General features: G+C 59.2%; 15 protein-coding genes. 3 read left to right on the top strand and 12 right to left on the bottom strand.

Annotated elements, in window-relative coordinates; genetic code table 11:
- Window positions 1–23: 23 nt before the first annotated feature.
- From nuoL to CAF73_RS16205, 12 genes are all read right to left on the bottom strand, one after another.
- On the bottom strand, window positions 24–1877 hold the full coding sequence (gene nuoL, locus CAF73_RS16260; RefSeq protein ID WP_085703242.1) for an NADH-quinone oxidoreductase subunit L: 1854 nt from the start codon (window positions 1875–1877) through the stop codon (window positions 24–26).
- The gene (nuoK, locus tag CAF73_RS16255; protein ID WP_085699101.1) at window positions 1874–2197 is read right to left on the bottom strand and encodes an NADH-quinone oxidoreductase subunit NuoK; all 324 of its coding nucleotides are present in this window, start codon (window positions 2195–2197) and stop codon (window positions 1874–1876) included. Before nuoK ends, nuoL begins: the two co-directional genes overlap by 4 nt.
- A 3-nt stretch (window positions 2198–2200) precedes the next feature.
- The gene (nuoJ, locus tag CAF73_RS16250) at window positions 2201–2701 is read right to left on the bottom strand and encodes an NADH-quinone oxidoreductase subunit J (RefSeq protein ID WP_085690004.1); all 501 of its coding nucleotides are present in this window, start codon (window positions 2699–2701) and stop codon (window positions 2201–2203) included.
- Between the two features lie 9 nt (window positions 2702–2710).
- Window positions 2711–3259: an NADH-quinone oxidoreductase subunit NuoI gene (nuoI, locus tag CAF73_RS16245; protein WP_085690002.1), complete on the bottom strand. Its 549-nt coding sequence runs from the start codon at window positions 3257–3259 to the stop codon at window positions 2711–2713.
- A gap of 11 nt (window positions 3260–3270) precedes the next feature.
- Window positions 3271–4278, bottom strand: coding sequence for an NADH-quinone oxidoreductase subunit NuoH (gene nuoH, locus CAF73_RS16240; RefSeq protein ID WP_007951460.1), 1008 nt, complete (start codon window positions 4276–4278; stop codon window positions 3271–3273).
- Window positions 4275–6989 (bottom strand): NADH-quinone oxidoreductase subunit NuoG, encoded by a 2715-nt coding sequence (nuoG, locus tag CAF73_RS16235; protein ID WP_085703241.1) that lies wholly within the window; start codon window positions 6987–6989, stop codon window positions 4275–4277. Before nuoG ends, nuoH begins: the two co-directional genes overlap by 4 nt.
- Before the next feature lie 135 nt (window positions 6990–7124).
- A complete protein-coding gene (gene nuoF, locus CAF73_RS16230) occupies window positions 7125–8480 on the bottom strand; it encodes an NADH-quinone oxidoreductase subunit NuoF (RefSeq protein ID WP_085699105.1) in 1356 nt (451 codons plus the stop codon).
- Window positions 8477–8974: an NADH-quinone oxidoreductase subunit NuoE gene (gene nuoE / locus CAF73_RS16225; protein WP_003223804.1), complete on the bottom strand. Its 498-nt coding sequence runs from the start codon at window positions 8972–8974 to the stop codon at window positions 8477–8479. The genes nuoF and nuoE overlap by 4 nt, the downstream gene beginning before the upstream one ends.
- 2 nt (window positions 8975–8976) lie before the next feature.
- The gene (gene nuoC / locus CAF73_RS16220; protein WP_085699107.1) at window positions 8977–10761 is read right to left on the bottom strand and encodes an NADH-quinone oxidoreductase subunit C/D; all 1785 of its coding nucleotides are present in this window, start codon (window positions 10759–10761) and stop codon (window positions 8977–8979) included.
- A gap of 69 nt (window positions 10762–10830) precedes the next feature.
- Window positions 10831–11505 carry an NADH-quinone oxidoreductase subunit B family protein gene (locus CAF73_RS16215; RefSeq protein WP_007951456.1) on the bottom strand — a complete coding sequence of 225 codons (675 nt, stop codon included), beginning with the start codon at window positions 11503–11505 and terminating at the stop codon, window positions 10831–10833.
- Between the two features lie 10 nt (window positions 11506–11515).
- Window positions 11516–11929: an NADH-quinone oxidoreductase subunit A gene (locus tag CAF73_RS16210; protein ID WP_003223812.1), complete on the bottom strand. Its 414-nt coding sequence runs from the start codon at window positions 11927–11929 to the stop codon at window positions 11516–11518.
- A 505-nt stretch (window positions 11930–12434) separates the two neighbouring features.
- Entirely contained in the window at window positions 12435–13196 is a 762-nt protein-coding gene (locus CAF73_RS16205; RefSeq protein WP_085703240.1) for an SDR family NAD(P)-dependent oxidoreductase, read from the bottom strand.
- Between the two features lie 330 nt (window positions 13197–13526).
- On the opposite strand from CAF73_RS16205, the gene CAF73_RS16200 reads away from it, so the two are divergent.
- The 3 genes from CAF73_RS16200 to CAF73_RS16190 are packed head-to-tail and all read left to right on the top strand — an operon-like array spanning window position 13527 to window position 16133.
- Entirely contained in the window at window positions 13527–14771 is a 1245-nt protein-coding gene (locus tag CAF73_RS16200; protein WP_085703239.1) for an aminotransferase class I/II-fold pyridoxal phosphate-dependent enzyme, read from the top strand.
- Window positions 14771–15598 (top strand): CoA ester lyase, encoded by an 828-nt coding sequence (locus CAF73_RS16195; protein ID WP_085699112.1) that lies wholly within the window; start codon window positions 14771–14773, stop codon window positions 15596–15598. Before CAF73_RS16200 ends, CAF73_RS16195 begins: the two co-directional genes overlap by 1 nt.
- 10 nt (window positions 15599–15608) lie before the next feature.
- Complete coding sequence (locus CAF73_RS16190) at window positions 15609–16133, top strand: MaoC family dehydratase (protein ID WP_085699115.1); 525 nt, start codon at window positions 15609–15611, stop codon at window positions 16131–16133.
- The last annotated feature ends 16 nt before the right edge of the window (window positions 16134–16149 follow it).

Here is a 16149-nt window from a genome sequence, read left to right as displayed (position 1 = left end):
TTCGCAAATTCGCAAGGTTCATATCAGACCGCTACCAGCACGACAGCACCGATGACCAACACGGCACCAGTAGCCATCGAAGCAGCGTACCAACGCAGTTGACCGGTTTCGGTACGGCTCAGGGCAGTGTGACCACCCTTGGCCATGCGCGGGATCAGACCGATGGTCTGGTCGAGCGGGTCTTTGCGCAGCATGTGGCTGATCGCAAGGTACGGCTTGACGAACAGTTTGTCGTAGATCCAGTCGAAGCCCCAGGCAGCGAACCACCAGGCCGAAAGGAGACGGCCGATGCCGCTGTTGGCGATCGCGGTCACGAAGCGACGCTTGCCAAGGAACAGCAGGGCCGCCAGCAGGATACCGGCCAGGGCGATGGCGCCCGAGGCGATTTCCAGGCTGTGCTTGGCTTCGCCACCGGCATGGCCAACGCTCTCGGGCAGTACGCCGTGCAGCGGTGGAACGATCATGGCGCCGACGAAGGTCGACAGCACGATCAGCACCGACAGCGGCAGCCAGTGAGCGATGCCGTGACCGGCGTGGGCTTCGGTCTTGGCTTCACCGTGGAACGCGATGAAGATCAGGCGGAAGGTGTACAGCGACGTCATGAATGCGCCGACCAGACCTGCATAGAGCAGACCGTGGTTGCCGCTGGCGAACGCTTCCCAGAGGATTTCGTCCTTGGAGTAGAAACCTGCGGTCACCAGCGGCAGGGCGGCCAGGGCGGCACCACCGACGATGAAGCTGGCGTAGGCCAGCGGCAGTTTCTTCCACAGGCCGCCCATCTTGAAGATGTTCTGCTCGTGGTGGCAGGCAACGATCACCGCACCGGAGGCAAGGAACAGCAGGGCCTTGAAGAAGGCGTGGGTCATCAGGTGGAAGATCGCGCCTTCCCAGGCGCCAACGCCCAGCGCCAGGAACATGTAGCCGATCTGGCTCATGGTCGAGTAGGCGAGGATACGTTTGATGTCGGTTTGCACCAGCGCGGCGAAACCGGCCAGTACCAGGGTCACACCACCGACGATGCCGACCAGGTGCAGGATATCCGGCGCCAGGGCGAACAGACCGTGGGTACGGGCGATCAGGTAGACACCCGCAGTCACCATGGTTGCAGCGTGGATCAGTGCCGAAACCGGGGTAGGACCGGCCATCGCGTCCGCAAGCCAGGTCTGCAGCGGCAGTTGAGCCGACTTACCGACTGCACCACCCAGCAGCATCAGGGTCGCCAGCACGATCCAGAAATCGCCGACCTTGAAGTGCTCAGGCGCCTTCACCAGCAGTTCCTGGACGTTCAGCGTGCCCAGTTGCTGGAACAGGATGAACAGGCCGATCGCCATGAACACGTCGCCGATGCGGGTGACGATGAAGGCTTTGAGTGCGGCGTTACCGTTGTTGCGGTTGCTGTAGTAGAAACCGATCAACAGGTACGAGCACAGGCCCACGCCTTCCCAACCGAAGTAGATGAACAGCAGGTTATCGCCCAGGATCAGGAACAGCATGCTGGCGATAAACAGGTTGGTGTACGAGAAGAAGCGCGAGTAACCGTCTTCGCCACGCATGTACCAGGAGGCAAACAGGTGGATCAGGAAGCCGACACCGACGACCACACCGAGCATGGTCACGGACAGACCATCCAGGTACAGCGCAAAGTCAGGCTGGAAACCTTCCACCGATATCCAGCGCCACAGCACCTGGGTGTAGACGCCACCTTCCGGTGGAGCGACGTTGAACTGCCAGATCACGTAAGCCGCGACGATGGCAGACAGGCCGATGGAGCCGACACCGATCAGCGCCGACAGGTTTTCCGAGAAGCGGCCGCGCGAGAACGACAGCAACAGGAACCCGATCAGAGGGAATACGAAAGTCAGAAAGAGTAGGTTCATCCGCGCATCTCACTGGCAGCGTCGATATCGAGCGTGTGGAAGCGGCGATACAGTTGCAGCAGGATCGCCAGGCCAATACTGGCTTCGGCGGCTGCAAGGCTGATCACCAGGATGAACATGATCTGTCCATCCGGTTGCGCCCAGCGGGCGCCCGCGACGATGAAGGCCAGTGCAGAGGCGTTCATCATCACTTCCAGACTCATCAACACGAACAAAATGTTGCGGCGGACCATCAGGCCGACCAGACCAAGGCAGAACAGGATGCCGGCAACGGCCAGGCCATGCTCCATAGGTATAGAACCGAGAGGGATAACAGGCATGTTCTACTCCTTAGCCTCATTACGGCCCAAATGGAACGCCGTGACGGCTGCAGCGAGCAGCAGCATCGAGGCGAGTTCGACCACCAGCAGGTACGGACCGAACAGGCTGATGCCCACGGCTTTCGCGTCAACGGTGGTTTGACCGATGGCCTGACCGCTCTGGTGAGCGAACAGCACATACAGCAGTTCGGCCAGCAGCAGGGCGGCGAGAATCACCGGTCCTGCCCAGATGCCGGGCTTGAGCCAGGTGCGTTCCTGCTGAACCGAGGCCGGGCCAAGGTTCAGCATCATCACCACGAACACGAACAGCACCATGATGGCGCCGGCGTAGGCGATCACTTCCAGCACGCCGGCGAACGGTGCGCCGAGGGCGAAGAAGGTCATGGCCACGGAGATCAGCGAAATGATCAGGTAGAGCAGGGCGTGCACAGGATTGGTGTTGGTGACCACACGCAGTGTGGACACAACAGCGATACCCGATGCGAAATAGAAAGCGAATTCCATCGTTCTTCCTTAAGGCAGCAAGCTCTTCACGTTGATCGGCTCGGCTTCGTTTTGTGCGGCGCCTTTCGGCTTGCCCGCAACGGCCATACCTGCAACACGATAGAAGTTGTAATCAGGGTTTTTGCCGGGGCCGGAGATCAGCAGATCTTCTTTCTCGTACACAAGGTCCTGACGTTTGAACTCGGCCATTTCGAAATCCGGGGTCAACTGGATCGCGGTGGTCGGGCAGGCTTCCTCGCAGAGACCGCAGAAAATGCAGCGCGAGAAGTTGATACGGAAGAAGTCCGGGTACCAGCGACCGTCTTCGGTTTCAGCTTTCTGCAGCGAGATGCAACCCACCGGGCATGCCACGGCGCACAGGTTGCAGGCTACGCAGCGTTCTTCGCCATCGGGGTCGCGGGTCAGGACGATGCGGCCACGGTAGCGTGGCGGCAGGTAGACCGGCTCTTCCGGGTATTGCAGGGTGTCGCGCTTGCGAAAGCCATGGCCGAAGATCATGACCAGGCTGCGCAACTGGGTACCGGTACCCTTAACGATGTCGCCAATATATTTGAACATGGGTCAAATCCTCACTGAACCGCAACCGCAGGCGTGTTCCACAACACGATTGCAGCGGTCACCAGCAAATTGATCAGGGTCAGTGGCAGGCAGAATTTCCAGCTGAAATCCATCACCTGGTCATAACGCGGACGCGGGATGGAAGCGCGCAGCAGAATGAACAGCATGATGAAGAACGCAGTCTTCAGTGCGAACCAGACGAAGGACAGTTGCGGCAGGATGCCGAACGGACCGTGCCAGCCACCGAAGAACAGGGTGACCAGCAGCGCCGAGATCAGGATGATGCCGATGTATTCACCGACGAAGAACATGCCCCATTTCATACCGGCGTATTCAATGTGGTAACCGTCGGCCAGTTCCTGTTCCGCTTCCGGCTGGTCGAACGGGTGACGGTGAGTCACGGCCACGCCAGCGATGAAGAAGGTACAGAAGCCGAAGAACTGCGGAATGATGAACCACAGGTTCTGCGCCTGGTACTCGACGATGTCGCGCATGTTGAACGAGCCGACCTGCACCACGATGCCCATCAGGGCCAGGCCCATGAACACTTCGTAGGACACGGTCTGCGCCGAGGCACGCAAGCTGCCGAGCAGGGCGAACTTGTTGTTACTCGACCAGCCGGCGAACAGCACCGCGTAGACCGAAAGACCGGCCATGGCGAAGAAGAACAGCAGGCCGATGTTCAGATCCGCCACGCCCCAGGTCGGGGTGATCGGGATGATCGCGAAAGCGATCAGCAGGGCGGACATGGCCACCACCGGTGCCAGGGTGAAGATCACCTTGTCGGCAAACGGCGGGGTCCAGTCTTCCTTGAAGAACATCTTCAGCATGTCGGCTGCGATCTGGAACATGCCGAACGGGCCGACACGGTTCGGACCGTAACGGTCCTGCCACCAGCCCAGCAGGCGACGCTCGACAAAGCTGAGCAACGCGCCTGCGACCACCACGGCCAGCAGGATCACGATGGCTTTGATGACCGTCAGGATCACATCGATCACTTCAGGGGTGAACCAGGTCATTGCGCTGCCTCCTGCAGACCATCAACGGATACGCCGGCGAATGCCGGTGGAATGCCGGCGATGCCCGCAGGCAATGCCACCAGACCTGCGCCCAGTTCTTCATTGATGCGCAGCGGCAGACGCAGGGTCTGGCCGGCAACATTGAGGCTCAGCAGTGCGCCGTCGTTGACGCCCAGGCGATCCGCTTCGGACTTGGCCAGAGCAACGTAAGCCGCCGGAATGCGTTCCTGAACCGGAGCAGCCTTCGAAGAGGTTTCTTCGCTGCCGAACAGGTGGAAAAACGGCACGGCTTGCCAGGTGCCCGGCGCCGGGTTGAACGCACGTGGCGCAGCGGCGAACCAGTTCAGCGAATCACCGGTGCTTTCGATCAGGCGGGTGCCCGGATCGCCAGCACGCAGGTGACCACCGACTTCGTCCTGGAACTTGTTCCAGGCTTGCGGCGAGTTCCAGCCCGGCGACCATGCAAAAGGAACCTGCTGACGCGGTTCGGCGGAGCCCGAGTAACCTTCCATCGAGAAGGCGAACGCGGTGTCCTTGTCTTGCGGGGTGCGTGGTTCGTGAACGCTGATGTCGGCGCGCATTGCGGTGCGACCGGAATAACGCAGCGGCTCACGCGCCAGTTTCAGACCCTTGATGCGGAACGAGGCGGACGGCGCGGCGTCGACGATTCGGGCCAGTTGCGGGGTGCTCGAAGCAACCGCAGCGGTGACGTGGTCGAGTTGCGTCCAGTCGATCGGCTGGTTCAGCAGCGTCGAGCGCAGGGCGTGCAGCCAGCGCCAGCCTTCGTGGACCAGAATGCTCGCGTCCATGTATTGCGGGTCGAAAACCTGGAAGAAGCGCTGGGCGCGACCTTCCTGGCTGACCAGCGTACCGTCGCCTTCAGCGAAGCTGGCGGCTGGCAGAACCAGGTGCGCGCGATCACTGGTGGCGGTCTTCTGATGGTCGGCAACGATCACTACTTTCGCAGCGTTGAGTGCCGCATCGACCTTGGCTTTGGCAGTGCGGGTGTACAGATCGTTTTCCAGCACGACGATGGCGTCGGCCTTGCCATCGATCACAGCTTGCAGCGCGGCATCAACCGATTCGCCACCGAGCATGGCCAGGCCGAGGCTGTTGGCTTCCGGCACGATCAGGCTGATCGAACCGTTCTTCTCACGCAGCTTCAGGGCCTTGGCGATGTTCGCCGCAGCTTCGATCAGGGCTTTGGAGCCCAGCGAAGTACCGGCGATGATCAGCGGACGCTTGGCAGCGAGCAGGGCCTCGGCAATGCGCTTGGCCAGTTCCAGGGCTTCGGCGTCCAGACCTTCAACGGCAGGCGCGCTGGCGTCCAGGGCGTGAGCCACGGCGAAACCGAGGCGGGCCAGATCGTCCGGAGCGGCGTGTACACACTCTTCGGCGATGTCGTCGAGCTTGGTTTCAGCCAGGCTGGCGATGAACAGCGGGTTCAGCTCGTGCTGACCGATGTTCTTCACCGCGGCGTCGAGCCAAGGCTGGACGCGCATGGCTTCGGCCATGTCTTCGGCCTTGCCTTTGACCGACTGACGCAGGGCCAGGGCCATGCGGGCGGCAGTTTGGGTCAGGTCTTCACCGAGGACGAACACGGCGTCGTGGTCTTCGATGTCGCGCATGTTTGGCACGGGCAGCGGGCTGTCTTTCAGCACTTGCAGGACCAGACGGATGCGCTCCAGCTCGGAGGCTTCGATACCGGAATAGAAGTGCTCGGCACCGACCAGTTCACGCAACGCGTAGTTGCTTTCGAGGCTGGCACGCGGCGAACCGATACCGACGATGTTGCGACCGCGCAGCAGGTCGGCGGCTTTGTCCAGCGCAGCATCCAGCCCAAGCTTGGTGCCGTCGGCCAGCATTGGCTGACGTGGACGGTCGGTGCGGTTGACATAGCCATAACCGAAACGGCCACGGTCGCACAGGAAGTACTGGTTCACCGAACCGTTGTAACGGTTTTCGATGCGACGCAGTTCGCCGTAACGCTCACCCGGGGAGATGTTGCAACCGCTCGAGCAGCCATGGCAGATGCTCGGCGAGAACTGCATGTCCCACTTGCGGTTGTAGCGCTCGGAGTGAGTCTTGTCGGTGAACACACCGGTCGGGCAGACCTCGGTGAGGTTGCCGGAGAACTCGCTTTCCAGCGTGCCGTCTTCAACGCGACCGAAATACACGTTGTCGTGGGCGCCGTACACACCGAGGTCGGTGCCGCCGGCGTAGTCCTTGTAGAAACGCACGCAGCGGTAGCAGGCGATGCAACGGTTCATTTCGTGGGAAATGAACGGGCCCAGATCCTGGTTCTGGTGGGTGCGCTTGGTGAAGCGATAACGGCGCTCGTTGTGGCCGGTCATCACCGTCATGTCTTGCAGGTGGCAGTGACCGCCTTCCTCGCACACAGGGCAGTCGTGCGGGTGGTTGGTCATCAGCCATTCAACGACACTGGCGCGGAACGCCTTGGATTCTTCATCGTCGATGGAGATCCAGGTGTTGTCGGTGGCAGGGGTCATGCAGGACATGACGATGCGACCACGGGTGTCGTTCTCGTCGGTGTACTGCTTGACCGCGCACTGGCGGCAGGCCCCGACGCTTCCAAGCGCGGGGTGCCAGCAGAAATAAGGGATGTCGAGGCCCAGCGACAGACATGCCTGTAACAGGTTGTCTGCCCCGTCGACTTCGAGCGCTTTGCCGTCTACGTGGATAGTGGCCATGGTTCAAAGGTCTTCGTTGGCCCGGTGTCAGCGGGCGTGGCTAATGGAATCTTGTTATCCGTCCGAATCCAGTCAGCCCCGAAAGGCGTCATCGGACGAAAGGCGAAGGGCACGGACCCTTCGCCTTTTAAGCGTTTACGCGCCGACTGTGATCGGCTTCGCCAGAGGCGGGACGGCGGCGCTTGCAGGCGCGATACCGGCTTCGAACTCTGGACGGAAGTATTTGATGGCACTGCCCAACGGCTCCACGGCACCCGGTGCATGAGCACAGAAGGTCTTGCCCGGGCCGAGGAAGTTGACCAGACCCAGCAGGGTCTCGATGTCGCCTGGCTGGCCGCGGCCTTGCTCGATGGCCATCAGCAGCTTGACGCTCCATGGCAGGCCATCACGGCAAGGGGTGCAGAAACCGCAGGATTCGCGAGCGAAGAACTGCTCCATGTTGCGCAGCAGGGACACCATGTTGACGCTGTCGTCCACCGCCATGGCCAGGCCGGTACCCATACGGGTGCCCACTTTGGCGATGCCGCCGGCGTACATTTGTGCGTCGAGGTGTTCCGGCAACAGGAAACCGGTACCGGCGCCGCCTGGCTGCCAGGCCTTGAGCTTGTAACCGTCGCGCATGCCGCCGGCGTAGTCTTCGAACAGCTCGCGACCGGTCACGCCGAATGGCAGTTCCCACAGGCCCGGATTCTTGACCTTGCCGGAGAAGCCCATGAGCTTGGTGCCCATGTCTTCACTGCCGTCGCGGGCCAACGATTTGTACCAGTCCACGCCGTCGGCAATGATCGCCGGCACGTTGCACAGGGTTTCAACGTTGTTCACGCAGGTCGGCTTGCCCCACACGCCAACGGCGGCAGGGAAGGGCGGCTTGGAGCGCGGGTTGGCGCGGCGGCCTTCGAGGGAGTTGATCAGTGCGGTTTCTTCACCGCAGATGTAACGCCCGGCGCCGGTGTGGACGAACAGCTCGAAATCGAAGCCGCTGCCCAGAATGTTCTTGCCCAGCAGGCCCGCTGCCTTGGCTTCTTCCACGGCACGGTTCAGGTGCTTGGCGGCGGTGGTGTACTCGCCACGCAGGAAGATGTAGCCACGATAGGTTTTCAGCGCGCGGGCGCTGATCAGCATGCCCTCGATCAGCAGATGAGGCAGTTGCTCCATCAGCATGCGGTCTTTCCAGGTGTTCGGCTCCATTTCATCCGCGTTGCACAGCAGGTAGCGGATGTTGATGGATTCGTCCTTGGGCATCAGGCCCCACTTCACGCCAGTGGGGAAGCCTGCACCACCACGACCCTTGAGACCGGCGTCCTTCACGGTCTGGACGATGTCGTCCGGTCCCATGTCGGCGAAGGCCTTGCGTGCAGCGGCGTAACCGTTCTTGGCCTGGTACTCGTCGAGCCATACGGCTTCGCCGTCGTCACGCAGGCGCCAGGTCAGCGGGTGAGTCTCGGCCGAACGCTGAATGCGGTTGGCCGGGCCGAAAGAAGTCAGGGTCATACGTAGCCCTCGAGCAGTTTGGCGACGCCGGCAGGCTGGACATCGCCAAAGGTGTCGTCATCGATCATCAGCGCCGGTGCCTTGTCGCAGTTGCCGAGGCAGCAGACCGGCAGCAGGGTGAAGCGACCGTCGGCGGTGGTCTGACCCAGGCCGATACCCAGGTTGTTCTGGATTTCGCTGACCACCGACTCGTGGCCACCGATGTAGCAGACCATGCTGTCGCAGACGCGAATGATGTGACGGCCGACCGGCTGACGGAAGATCTGGCTGTAGAACGTGGCGACGCCTTCAACGTCGCTGGCCGGGATGCCGAGGATCTCGCCGATGGCGTACAGAGCGCCGTCCGGCACCCAGCCGCGTTCCTTCTGGACGATCTTCAGGGCTTCGATCGACGCCGCGCGCGGGTCTTCGTAGTGATGCAGCTCGTGCTCGATGGCCGAGCGCTCGGTTTCACTCAGGGTGAAACGGTCTGTCTGGATAAGCGTGCTGTTCATGCTTAGCGGTCCACGTCGGCCATAACGAAGTCGATACTACCCAGGTACGCAATCAGGTCCGCGACCATGCTGCCTTTGATCACCGAAGGGATCTGCTGCAGGTGGGCGAAGCTCGGAGTACGGATCCGGGTACGGTAGCTCATGGTGCCGCCGTCGCTCGTCAGGTAATAACTGTTGATGCCCTTGGTCGCTTCGATCATCTGGAAGGATTCGTTGGCCGGCATGACCGGGCCCCACGAAACTTGCAGGAAGTGCGTGATCAAGGTTTCGATGTGCTGCAGCGTGCGCTCTTTCGGCGGCGGCGTGGTCAGCGGGTGATCCGCCTTGTACGGGCCTTCCGGCATGTTGCGCAGGCACTGGTCGATGATCCTGACGCTCTGGCGCATCTCTTCGACGCGAACCATGCAGCGGTCGTAGGCATCACCGTTGGCGGCCAGCGGCACTTCGAACTCGAAGTTCTCGTAGCCGGAGTAAGGACGCGCCTTACGCAGGTCGAAATCGCAACCGGTGGAACGCAGGCCGGCACCGGTGACGCCCCATTCCAGGGCCTCTTTGGTGTTGTACTGGGCAACGCCGATGGTACGACCCTTGAGGATGCTGTTCTGCAGGGCGGCCTTGGTGTATTCGTCGAGGCGCTTTGGCAGCCATTCAACGAAGTCTTTCACCAGTTTGTCCCAGCCGCGCGGCAGGTCGTGGGCGACGCCACCGATGCGATACCAGGCCGGGTGCAGACGGAAACCGGTGATGGCTTCAATCACCGTGTACGCCTTCTGACGGTCGGTGAAGGTGAAGAACACCGGAGTCATGGCGCCGACGTCCTGGATGTAGGTACCCAGGAACAGCAGGTGGCTGGTGATCCGGAAGAACTCGGCCATCATGATGCGGATGACGTCGACCTTCTCCGGCACCTTGATGCCGGCCAGTTTCTCGACCGAGAGCACGTACGGCAGGTTGTTCATCACGCCGCCGAGGTAGTCGATACGGTCGGTGTACGGAATGAAACTGTGCCAGGACTGACGCTCGGCCATCTTTTCGGCGCCACGGTGGTGGTAACCGATGTCCGGAACGCAATCGACGATTTCTTCACCGTCCAGTTGCAGGATGATGCGGAACGCACCGTGAGCCGAAGGGTGGTTCGGCCCCAGGTTGAGGAACATATAGTCCTCGTTCGGGCCGGAACGCTTCATGCCCCAGTCTTCAGGACGGAAGCGCGCGGCTTCTTCCTCAAGCTGTTGCTTGGCCAGGTTCAGGCTGAACGGGTCGAATTCGGTGGCGCGCGCCGGGAAGTCCTTGCGCAGCGGGTGACCTTCCCAGGTCGGCGGCATCATGATGCGCGACAGGTGCGGGTGACCTTTGAAGTCGATGCCGTACATGTCCCAGACTTCACGCTCGTACCAGTTGGCGTTCGGCCAGATGCTGGTGACGGTCGGCAAGCTGAGGTCGCTTTCGGACAAGGCGACCTTGATCATCACGTCACTATTACGTTCCAGCGACATGAGGTGATAGAACACGGTGAAATCGGCACCGCCCGGCAGCCCTTGACGCTTGGTGCGCAGACGCTCGTCCACGCCGTGCAGGTCATAAAGCATGACGTACGGCTTGGGCAGGTTGCGCAGGAAGGTCAGGACTTCGACGAGTTTGGCGCGCGCCACCCACAGCACCGGCATGCCGGTGCGGGTCGGCTGAGCGGTGAACGCTTCGGCGCCAAAACGGTTGTTCAGTTCGACGACCACATCCTGGTCGTCTGCCTTATAAGGCGGGATGTACAGAGCACTGCCTGTAGTCATGGTTATTTTTTCGCTTTCGGTCAACGTAAAGAATGAAGCCAGCTTCTCGTTTCTTTGAAACAGACTGGATCAGACTTCGTCAGGGCTGCGCAGGTTGGTGACTGCGATTCGCTGTTCGCGGCGCTGTTCCTTCTGCGAAGGCATGTCGGCGCGATAAACGCCTTGATCGCCAACGACCCAGGAAAGTGGGCGACGCTCCTGGCCAATGGATTCCTGCAACAGCATCAAGCCTTGCAGAAACGCTTCTGGACGGGGCGGGCAGCCAGGTACGTAGACGTCAACGGGCAGGAACTTGTCCACCCCCTGAACCACGGAGTAGATGTCGTACATGCCGCCGGAGTTGGCGCACGAACCCATCGAGATCACCCACTTGGGCTCGAGCATCTGCTCATACAGGCGCTGAATGATCGGCGCCATCTTGATGAAGCAGGTCCCGGCGATAACCATGAAGTCGGCCTGACGCGGTGATGCCCGGATTACTTCGGCGCCGAAGCGCGCGATGTCGTGGGGCGCCGTGAAGGCGGTGGTCATTTCCACGTAGCAGCAGGAAAGGCCGAAGTTGTACGGCCACAGGGAGTTTTTACGTCCCCAGTTGACCGCGCCACTCAGCACGTCTTCCAGCTTGCCCATGAAAATGTTTTTGTGGACTTGATCTTCTAACGGATCGGAAACGGTTTCCCGCTGGCCAATCGGATACTGCTCGTTAGGAGCATCGGGGTCGATTCTGGTGAGATTGTATTGCATTGCCAAAGCCTCATTGTTTCAGCTTCGCCTGCCGCTTGCGACGAGCTTCCGGAGCCCAGTCAAGGGCGCCCACTCGGAACAGGTAGACAAGACCTGCCAACAGAATTGCTATGAAAACGAGAGCTTCGACGAATCCGGTCCAGCCGCTTTCGCGGACGGACACAGACCATGCAAAGAGAAAGAGGGCTTCGATATCGAAGATCACGAACAGCATCGCGACCAGATAGAATTTGGCTGAGAGCCGCAAGCGGGCGCCACCGGTAGGTAGCATGCCGGACTCGAACGGTTCGTTTTTGCTGCGGCCCCAGGCTTTTGACCCGAGGAGGCTGGAGACGCCGAGCATGAAGGCACACAGGCCGACTACACCCAGAAGGAAAATGGCAAAGCCCCAGTTGTGGGCCATGAGTCCTGTCGCTTCGGGCATGCTGGAAATCCTTAACAGAGAGCAAAGGTCTCTGAGCTTGATAAAGAAATAAGGCAGTGACGATATGTCGCAGCAATCAATCGCGCTGATTTTATGGCTAAACACCCTGCAAGTAAAATTCCTATAGCGAAATTATTTATTGGAATAAGGACATAGCGCTCCTCGAAGGGCCCGCAGCCCATGCGTTGCGGGCATTAGCCGGGTTTACGGGAAATATGTTTTGTTTGGAATGTAACGAACATAGTTGCGGCCAAATGATAATCAATATTGTTTGCGGGGTTTTTTAGATTGTTAGGCGGGTGTGTGAGTGGGAAGTTGTCTTGAATAGCGGTTACTGCAAGTAGCAGCCGAGGTCGTTTTACCGCATTTTTCGAGGGACGGATCTGCTCTGGATCAATGTTTCTGCCGAAGGCATGGCAAGGCGCGGGGCGAATCGCAGGCAAAAACCTCCCAACCCGTCGGTTAGCCTTGGGTCGGTCCGCAACAGGCGGCCGACCTCCGTAGTTCAAATCGCGCTGTGGCCTCCATCAATGACCAGATCGGCACCGGTCATCCAGGAGGAGTCATCAGAGGCCAGAAGGATCGCCGCGCCTGCCATGTCTGAAGGTATTCCCGCTCGCTGCAGGGGAATGTGCTTTTTTCTTTCCTGCCATATCGCCGGGGCGTCCCGCCACTGGCTGGCGTTACCACCTGTCGCGGTCAGTCCGGGTGAAATCGTATTGACTCTGACGCCATGAGGAGCCAGTTCCACCGCGCAGCTTCGTGTGAGCATCGACAGCGCCGCCTTGCTGGCTTGATAAGCCGACAGGCGACTGACCGCTCTGAAAGCACTGACAGATGAGATGTTGATGACGCTACCGCCCTGACCGCGAGCGATGCAGTTTTTTGCGAAGCGCTGAGTGGCAAAAAAAGGAAAACGCAGATTGACCGCCAGCGTCTGCTCATACTCATCGTTGCTCAGTTCAAGAAAAGGCGTGCGGGTGATAAACGCGGGATTGTTGACGAGTACATCAATGGGCCCGATGGCGGCGTGCGCTTCATCAAAGAGCGCCTCGATGCTGACGCTCGTGGCTTCCATGAGGGTGAAGCTGGCGCGCTGCCCCTGGCGCGCTGCGAACTCAAGAACTTCACGAGCCGCAGCTTCATCGGTGCGAGCGGTAATGAATACATCAGCGCCCTCGGTAATGAAGGCTTCGGCTATCGCTCTTCCAATGCCTGAGGACGCGCCGGTTATAAGCGCTCGCTTTCCTCTTAATCTTCCATTCATGAATAGTTCTCCATAATACAAAGCTGCAGTGCGCGCGCCTATAAGTTGTACGCAGCGCACGGTTAGAACGTAGATCCGTTAATGTGATTCGGCATGTGTAAATGATTATTTAAGAGTGTTCCTACGGATCATTCATTAATGGGTGAAGGAAGTTTCTTGAGTGTCTATAAGGGCTCTGATTTTAACCGCCGGTGGCGGGCTGTTGTCAGCTAAGCTTTGGTTGAGTAGAGGTCGGATGTTTATGGGTGTTCAGCATTGTCATTGAGTCGGCTACGTGCGAACGCATGTAAGTAATTGTTCCTGTTATATGGACTTATACTGAGGTCGTGTATGTCAGAACAACGAAATAAATTCATTAATACCGCCAGGTCCGTCGATATCGGTAACCCTTCCTGGGCCCTCGCGCAACAATCGGGATTGACCGATTTGAGCGTCCAACATACCCAGCAGGGGCGTATGCAGGATCAGAACGGTCATCCATTCATGAACATGTGCTCTTGTTCATACCTGGGTCTTGAGGTCGATCAGCGTCTGGCGCGCCGCGCCGCAGATTATGTGCTCAATAGCGGTACGGTGAATCTGCCCACCTCGCGTATCAGAATAAGGTTGCGAGAACTCGATGAGCTTGAGGATGCCTTGTCCGCGCATTTCAACTGTCGAGCCTTCACCGCGACGTCCTGCAGTGCGGGTATTGTTGCCTCGTTGCCGCTTCTGGCTGCTGGCATGTTTACTGAAGGGCAGCGCCCCTTTTTGATCTTTGACAAGCACGCCCATTTTGCACTGAATCAGGTCAAGGCCATTTGTGGTGATGAAACGCAGGTGATGACCTGCAATCATAACGATGTAGATTTTATTGAGGATATGTGCAAGCGACATCCGTTGGTCGCATATGTTGCTGATGGTGCCTACAGCATGGGCGGAAGTGCGCCTATTGAACGGTTGTTGGCGTTGCAGGATAAATATGGGCTGTTTCTTTATTTTGACGACTCTCATTCCTTGAGTGCCTATGGCGATCGGGGTGAAGGTTATATCCGTACTTATATGCCTGAGCTCAATCCCAGAACGCTTCTGGTTTATTCATTGGCCAAGGCATTTGGTGCCAATGGTGGAGGCATATTCATGTCGGAGAAGGCCGATTATCAAAGTGTCTTCCGACGCTTTGGTGGTCCGATGTCTTATTCTCAATATATAAATCCGGCGGCTGTCGGGGCGGCCATGGCTTCGCTGGATATCCATAAGAGTCCTGAGCTTGGCGTCTTGCAGGACAAGCTACGTTGCAACATTCGCCTCTTCGACAGTTTGTTTGATACGGAACACGCGGGGTCCGAATTGCCGATTCGGGTTATTCCATTGGACAGCCCGGACCTGGCGATCAGCGTTTCCGAGGGCGTCTTCAAACGAGGGTATTACACCTCGGCGGTGTTCTTTCCCATTGTGGCCAGAAACAAGTCCGGTTTACGCGTGATGATGCGTGCCGATATGTCGCAAGAAGATATCCGCAGTTTTTGCTCCGCAGTCTGGGCAGAGATCGAAGAGGCCCGTCTGAACCCGAACCTGCCGAACGCGAGGTGGTGATGACTCATCCGATACCACGAAGCTTGTTGTATTGCTCTGCCTTGCACCCTGAGCAATATGCCAAGAGTGCCCTGACGGATGTCATGGTGATTGATCTGGAGGACGGCGTCCCGCTCCTCAAAAAAGCCGAAGCCCGCCTATGTGTCGAGCAGTTCTATCGATCCGCTGTGGTGCAGCGTACGGCACTGCGTATCAATCCCTTGCGTGACAATCAGGGATTGCTCGATTTGCTGATGGTGCAGTCACTTGAACAGCGACCCGAGTATGTCGTCCTGGCAATGACTGAAGCCGCGGCCGAGATAGACGTGGTACGCGCCAACTTAGGGGGGCAGGGAAGCAGTCCGAAAATCCTGGTCACCGTCGAAACCCCGGCCTGTCTTCGGGATATTTACGCCATTGCATCCAGCGCCGACGGACTGATCTTCGGTTCCGCCGACTACGCGGCCAGCCTGGGTGTGCCGATTGGCGGCTGGAGCAACATCCTCCACGCCCGTGCAAGCATCATTGCCGCCGCCAGCGCAGCGGGTATTCCCGCGTTCGACACCGCTTACTTCAACCTCGATGACGAAGCCGGGTTACTGAAGGAATGCCAGGACACCCGGGAGTTGGGCTTCAGTGGCAAGACCTCCATTCACCCAAGGCAGATATCGATCATCAATGAGGCATTCACGCCTTCGATCGCGGAGTACGAACATGCCTTGGCCGTTGTGCAGGCTGCGCAAAACAGCGGTGAAAAAATCACCCGATTGAAGAATCTGATGGTCGGGCCGCCCTTTGTGAAGCTAGCCCGCAAAGTCATCCAGCGCGCCCAGGAACTGGGTCTTTAAGGAGGACGCCATGGAACCGATGATTCCGGCGCATGAACGGATTGGGGCGAATCGCTACCGTGAATCTTATGGGCTGCATTACGAAGAGTTTGTGGTGGGCGATGTGTTCGAGCACCGCCCCGGGCGCACGGTGACGGAGCTGGATAACATCTGGCAGTCACTGATGAACATGAATAACCATCCGGTGCATATCGATGTGGCTTACGCACAGCGCACCGAGTTCGAAAAGTTGCTGGTGAACAGCTCCGTGACCTTGTCGATTATCAGCGGCATGACGGTCGCGACGATGAGCGCACGAGCCATCGCCAACCTGGGCTGGGATGAAATACGCCTGCCCAGCCCGGTGTATGTCGGCGACACACTTTACGCGGAGAGCGAGGTGGTTTCCAAGCGTGAGTCCCGGTCGCGTCCGGGCCAGGGCATCGTCACCATCAGGGTGATTGGGCGTAAGCAGGATGGCACTCCGGTCATCACCTACCTGCGCACTTTTCTGGTTCCAAAGCAGGGGTTTTCCCAGGGCTACCCCCTCGGCTGAAGGTCAGCTTCAGTCA

The sequence above is a fragment of the Pseudomonas sp. B15(2017) genome (assembly GCF_002113215.1).
Taxonomy (GTDB): Bacteria; Pseudomonadota; Gammaproteobacteria; order Pseudomonadales; family Pseudomonadaceae; genus Aquipseudomonas.
This window is presented reverse-complemented; position numbering and strand designations above follow the sequence as displayed.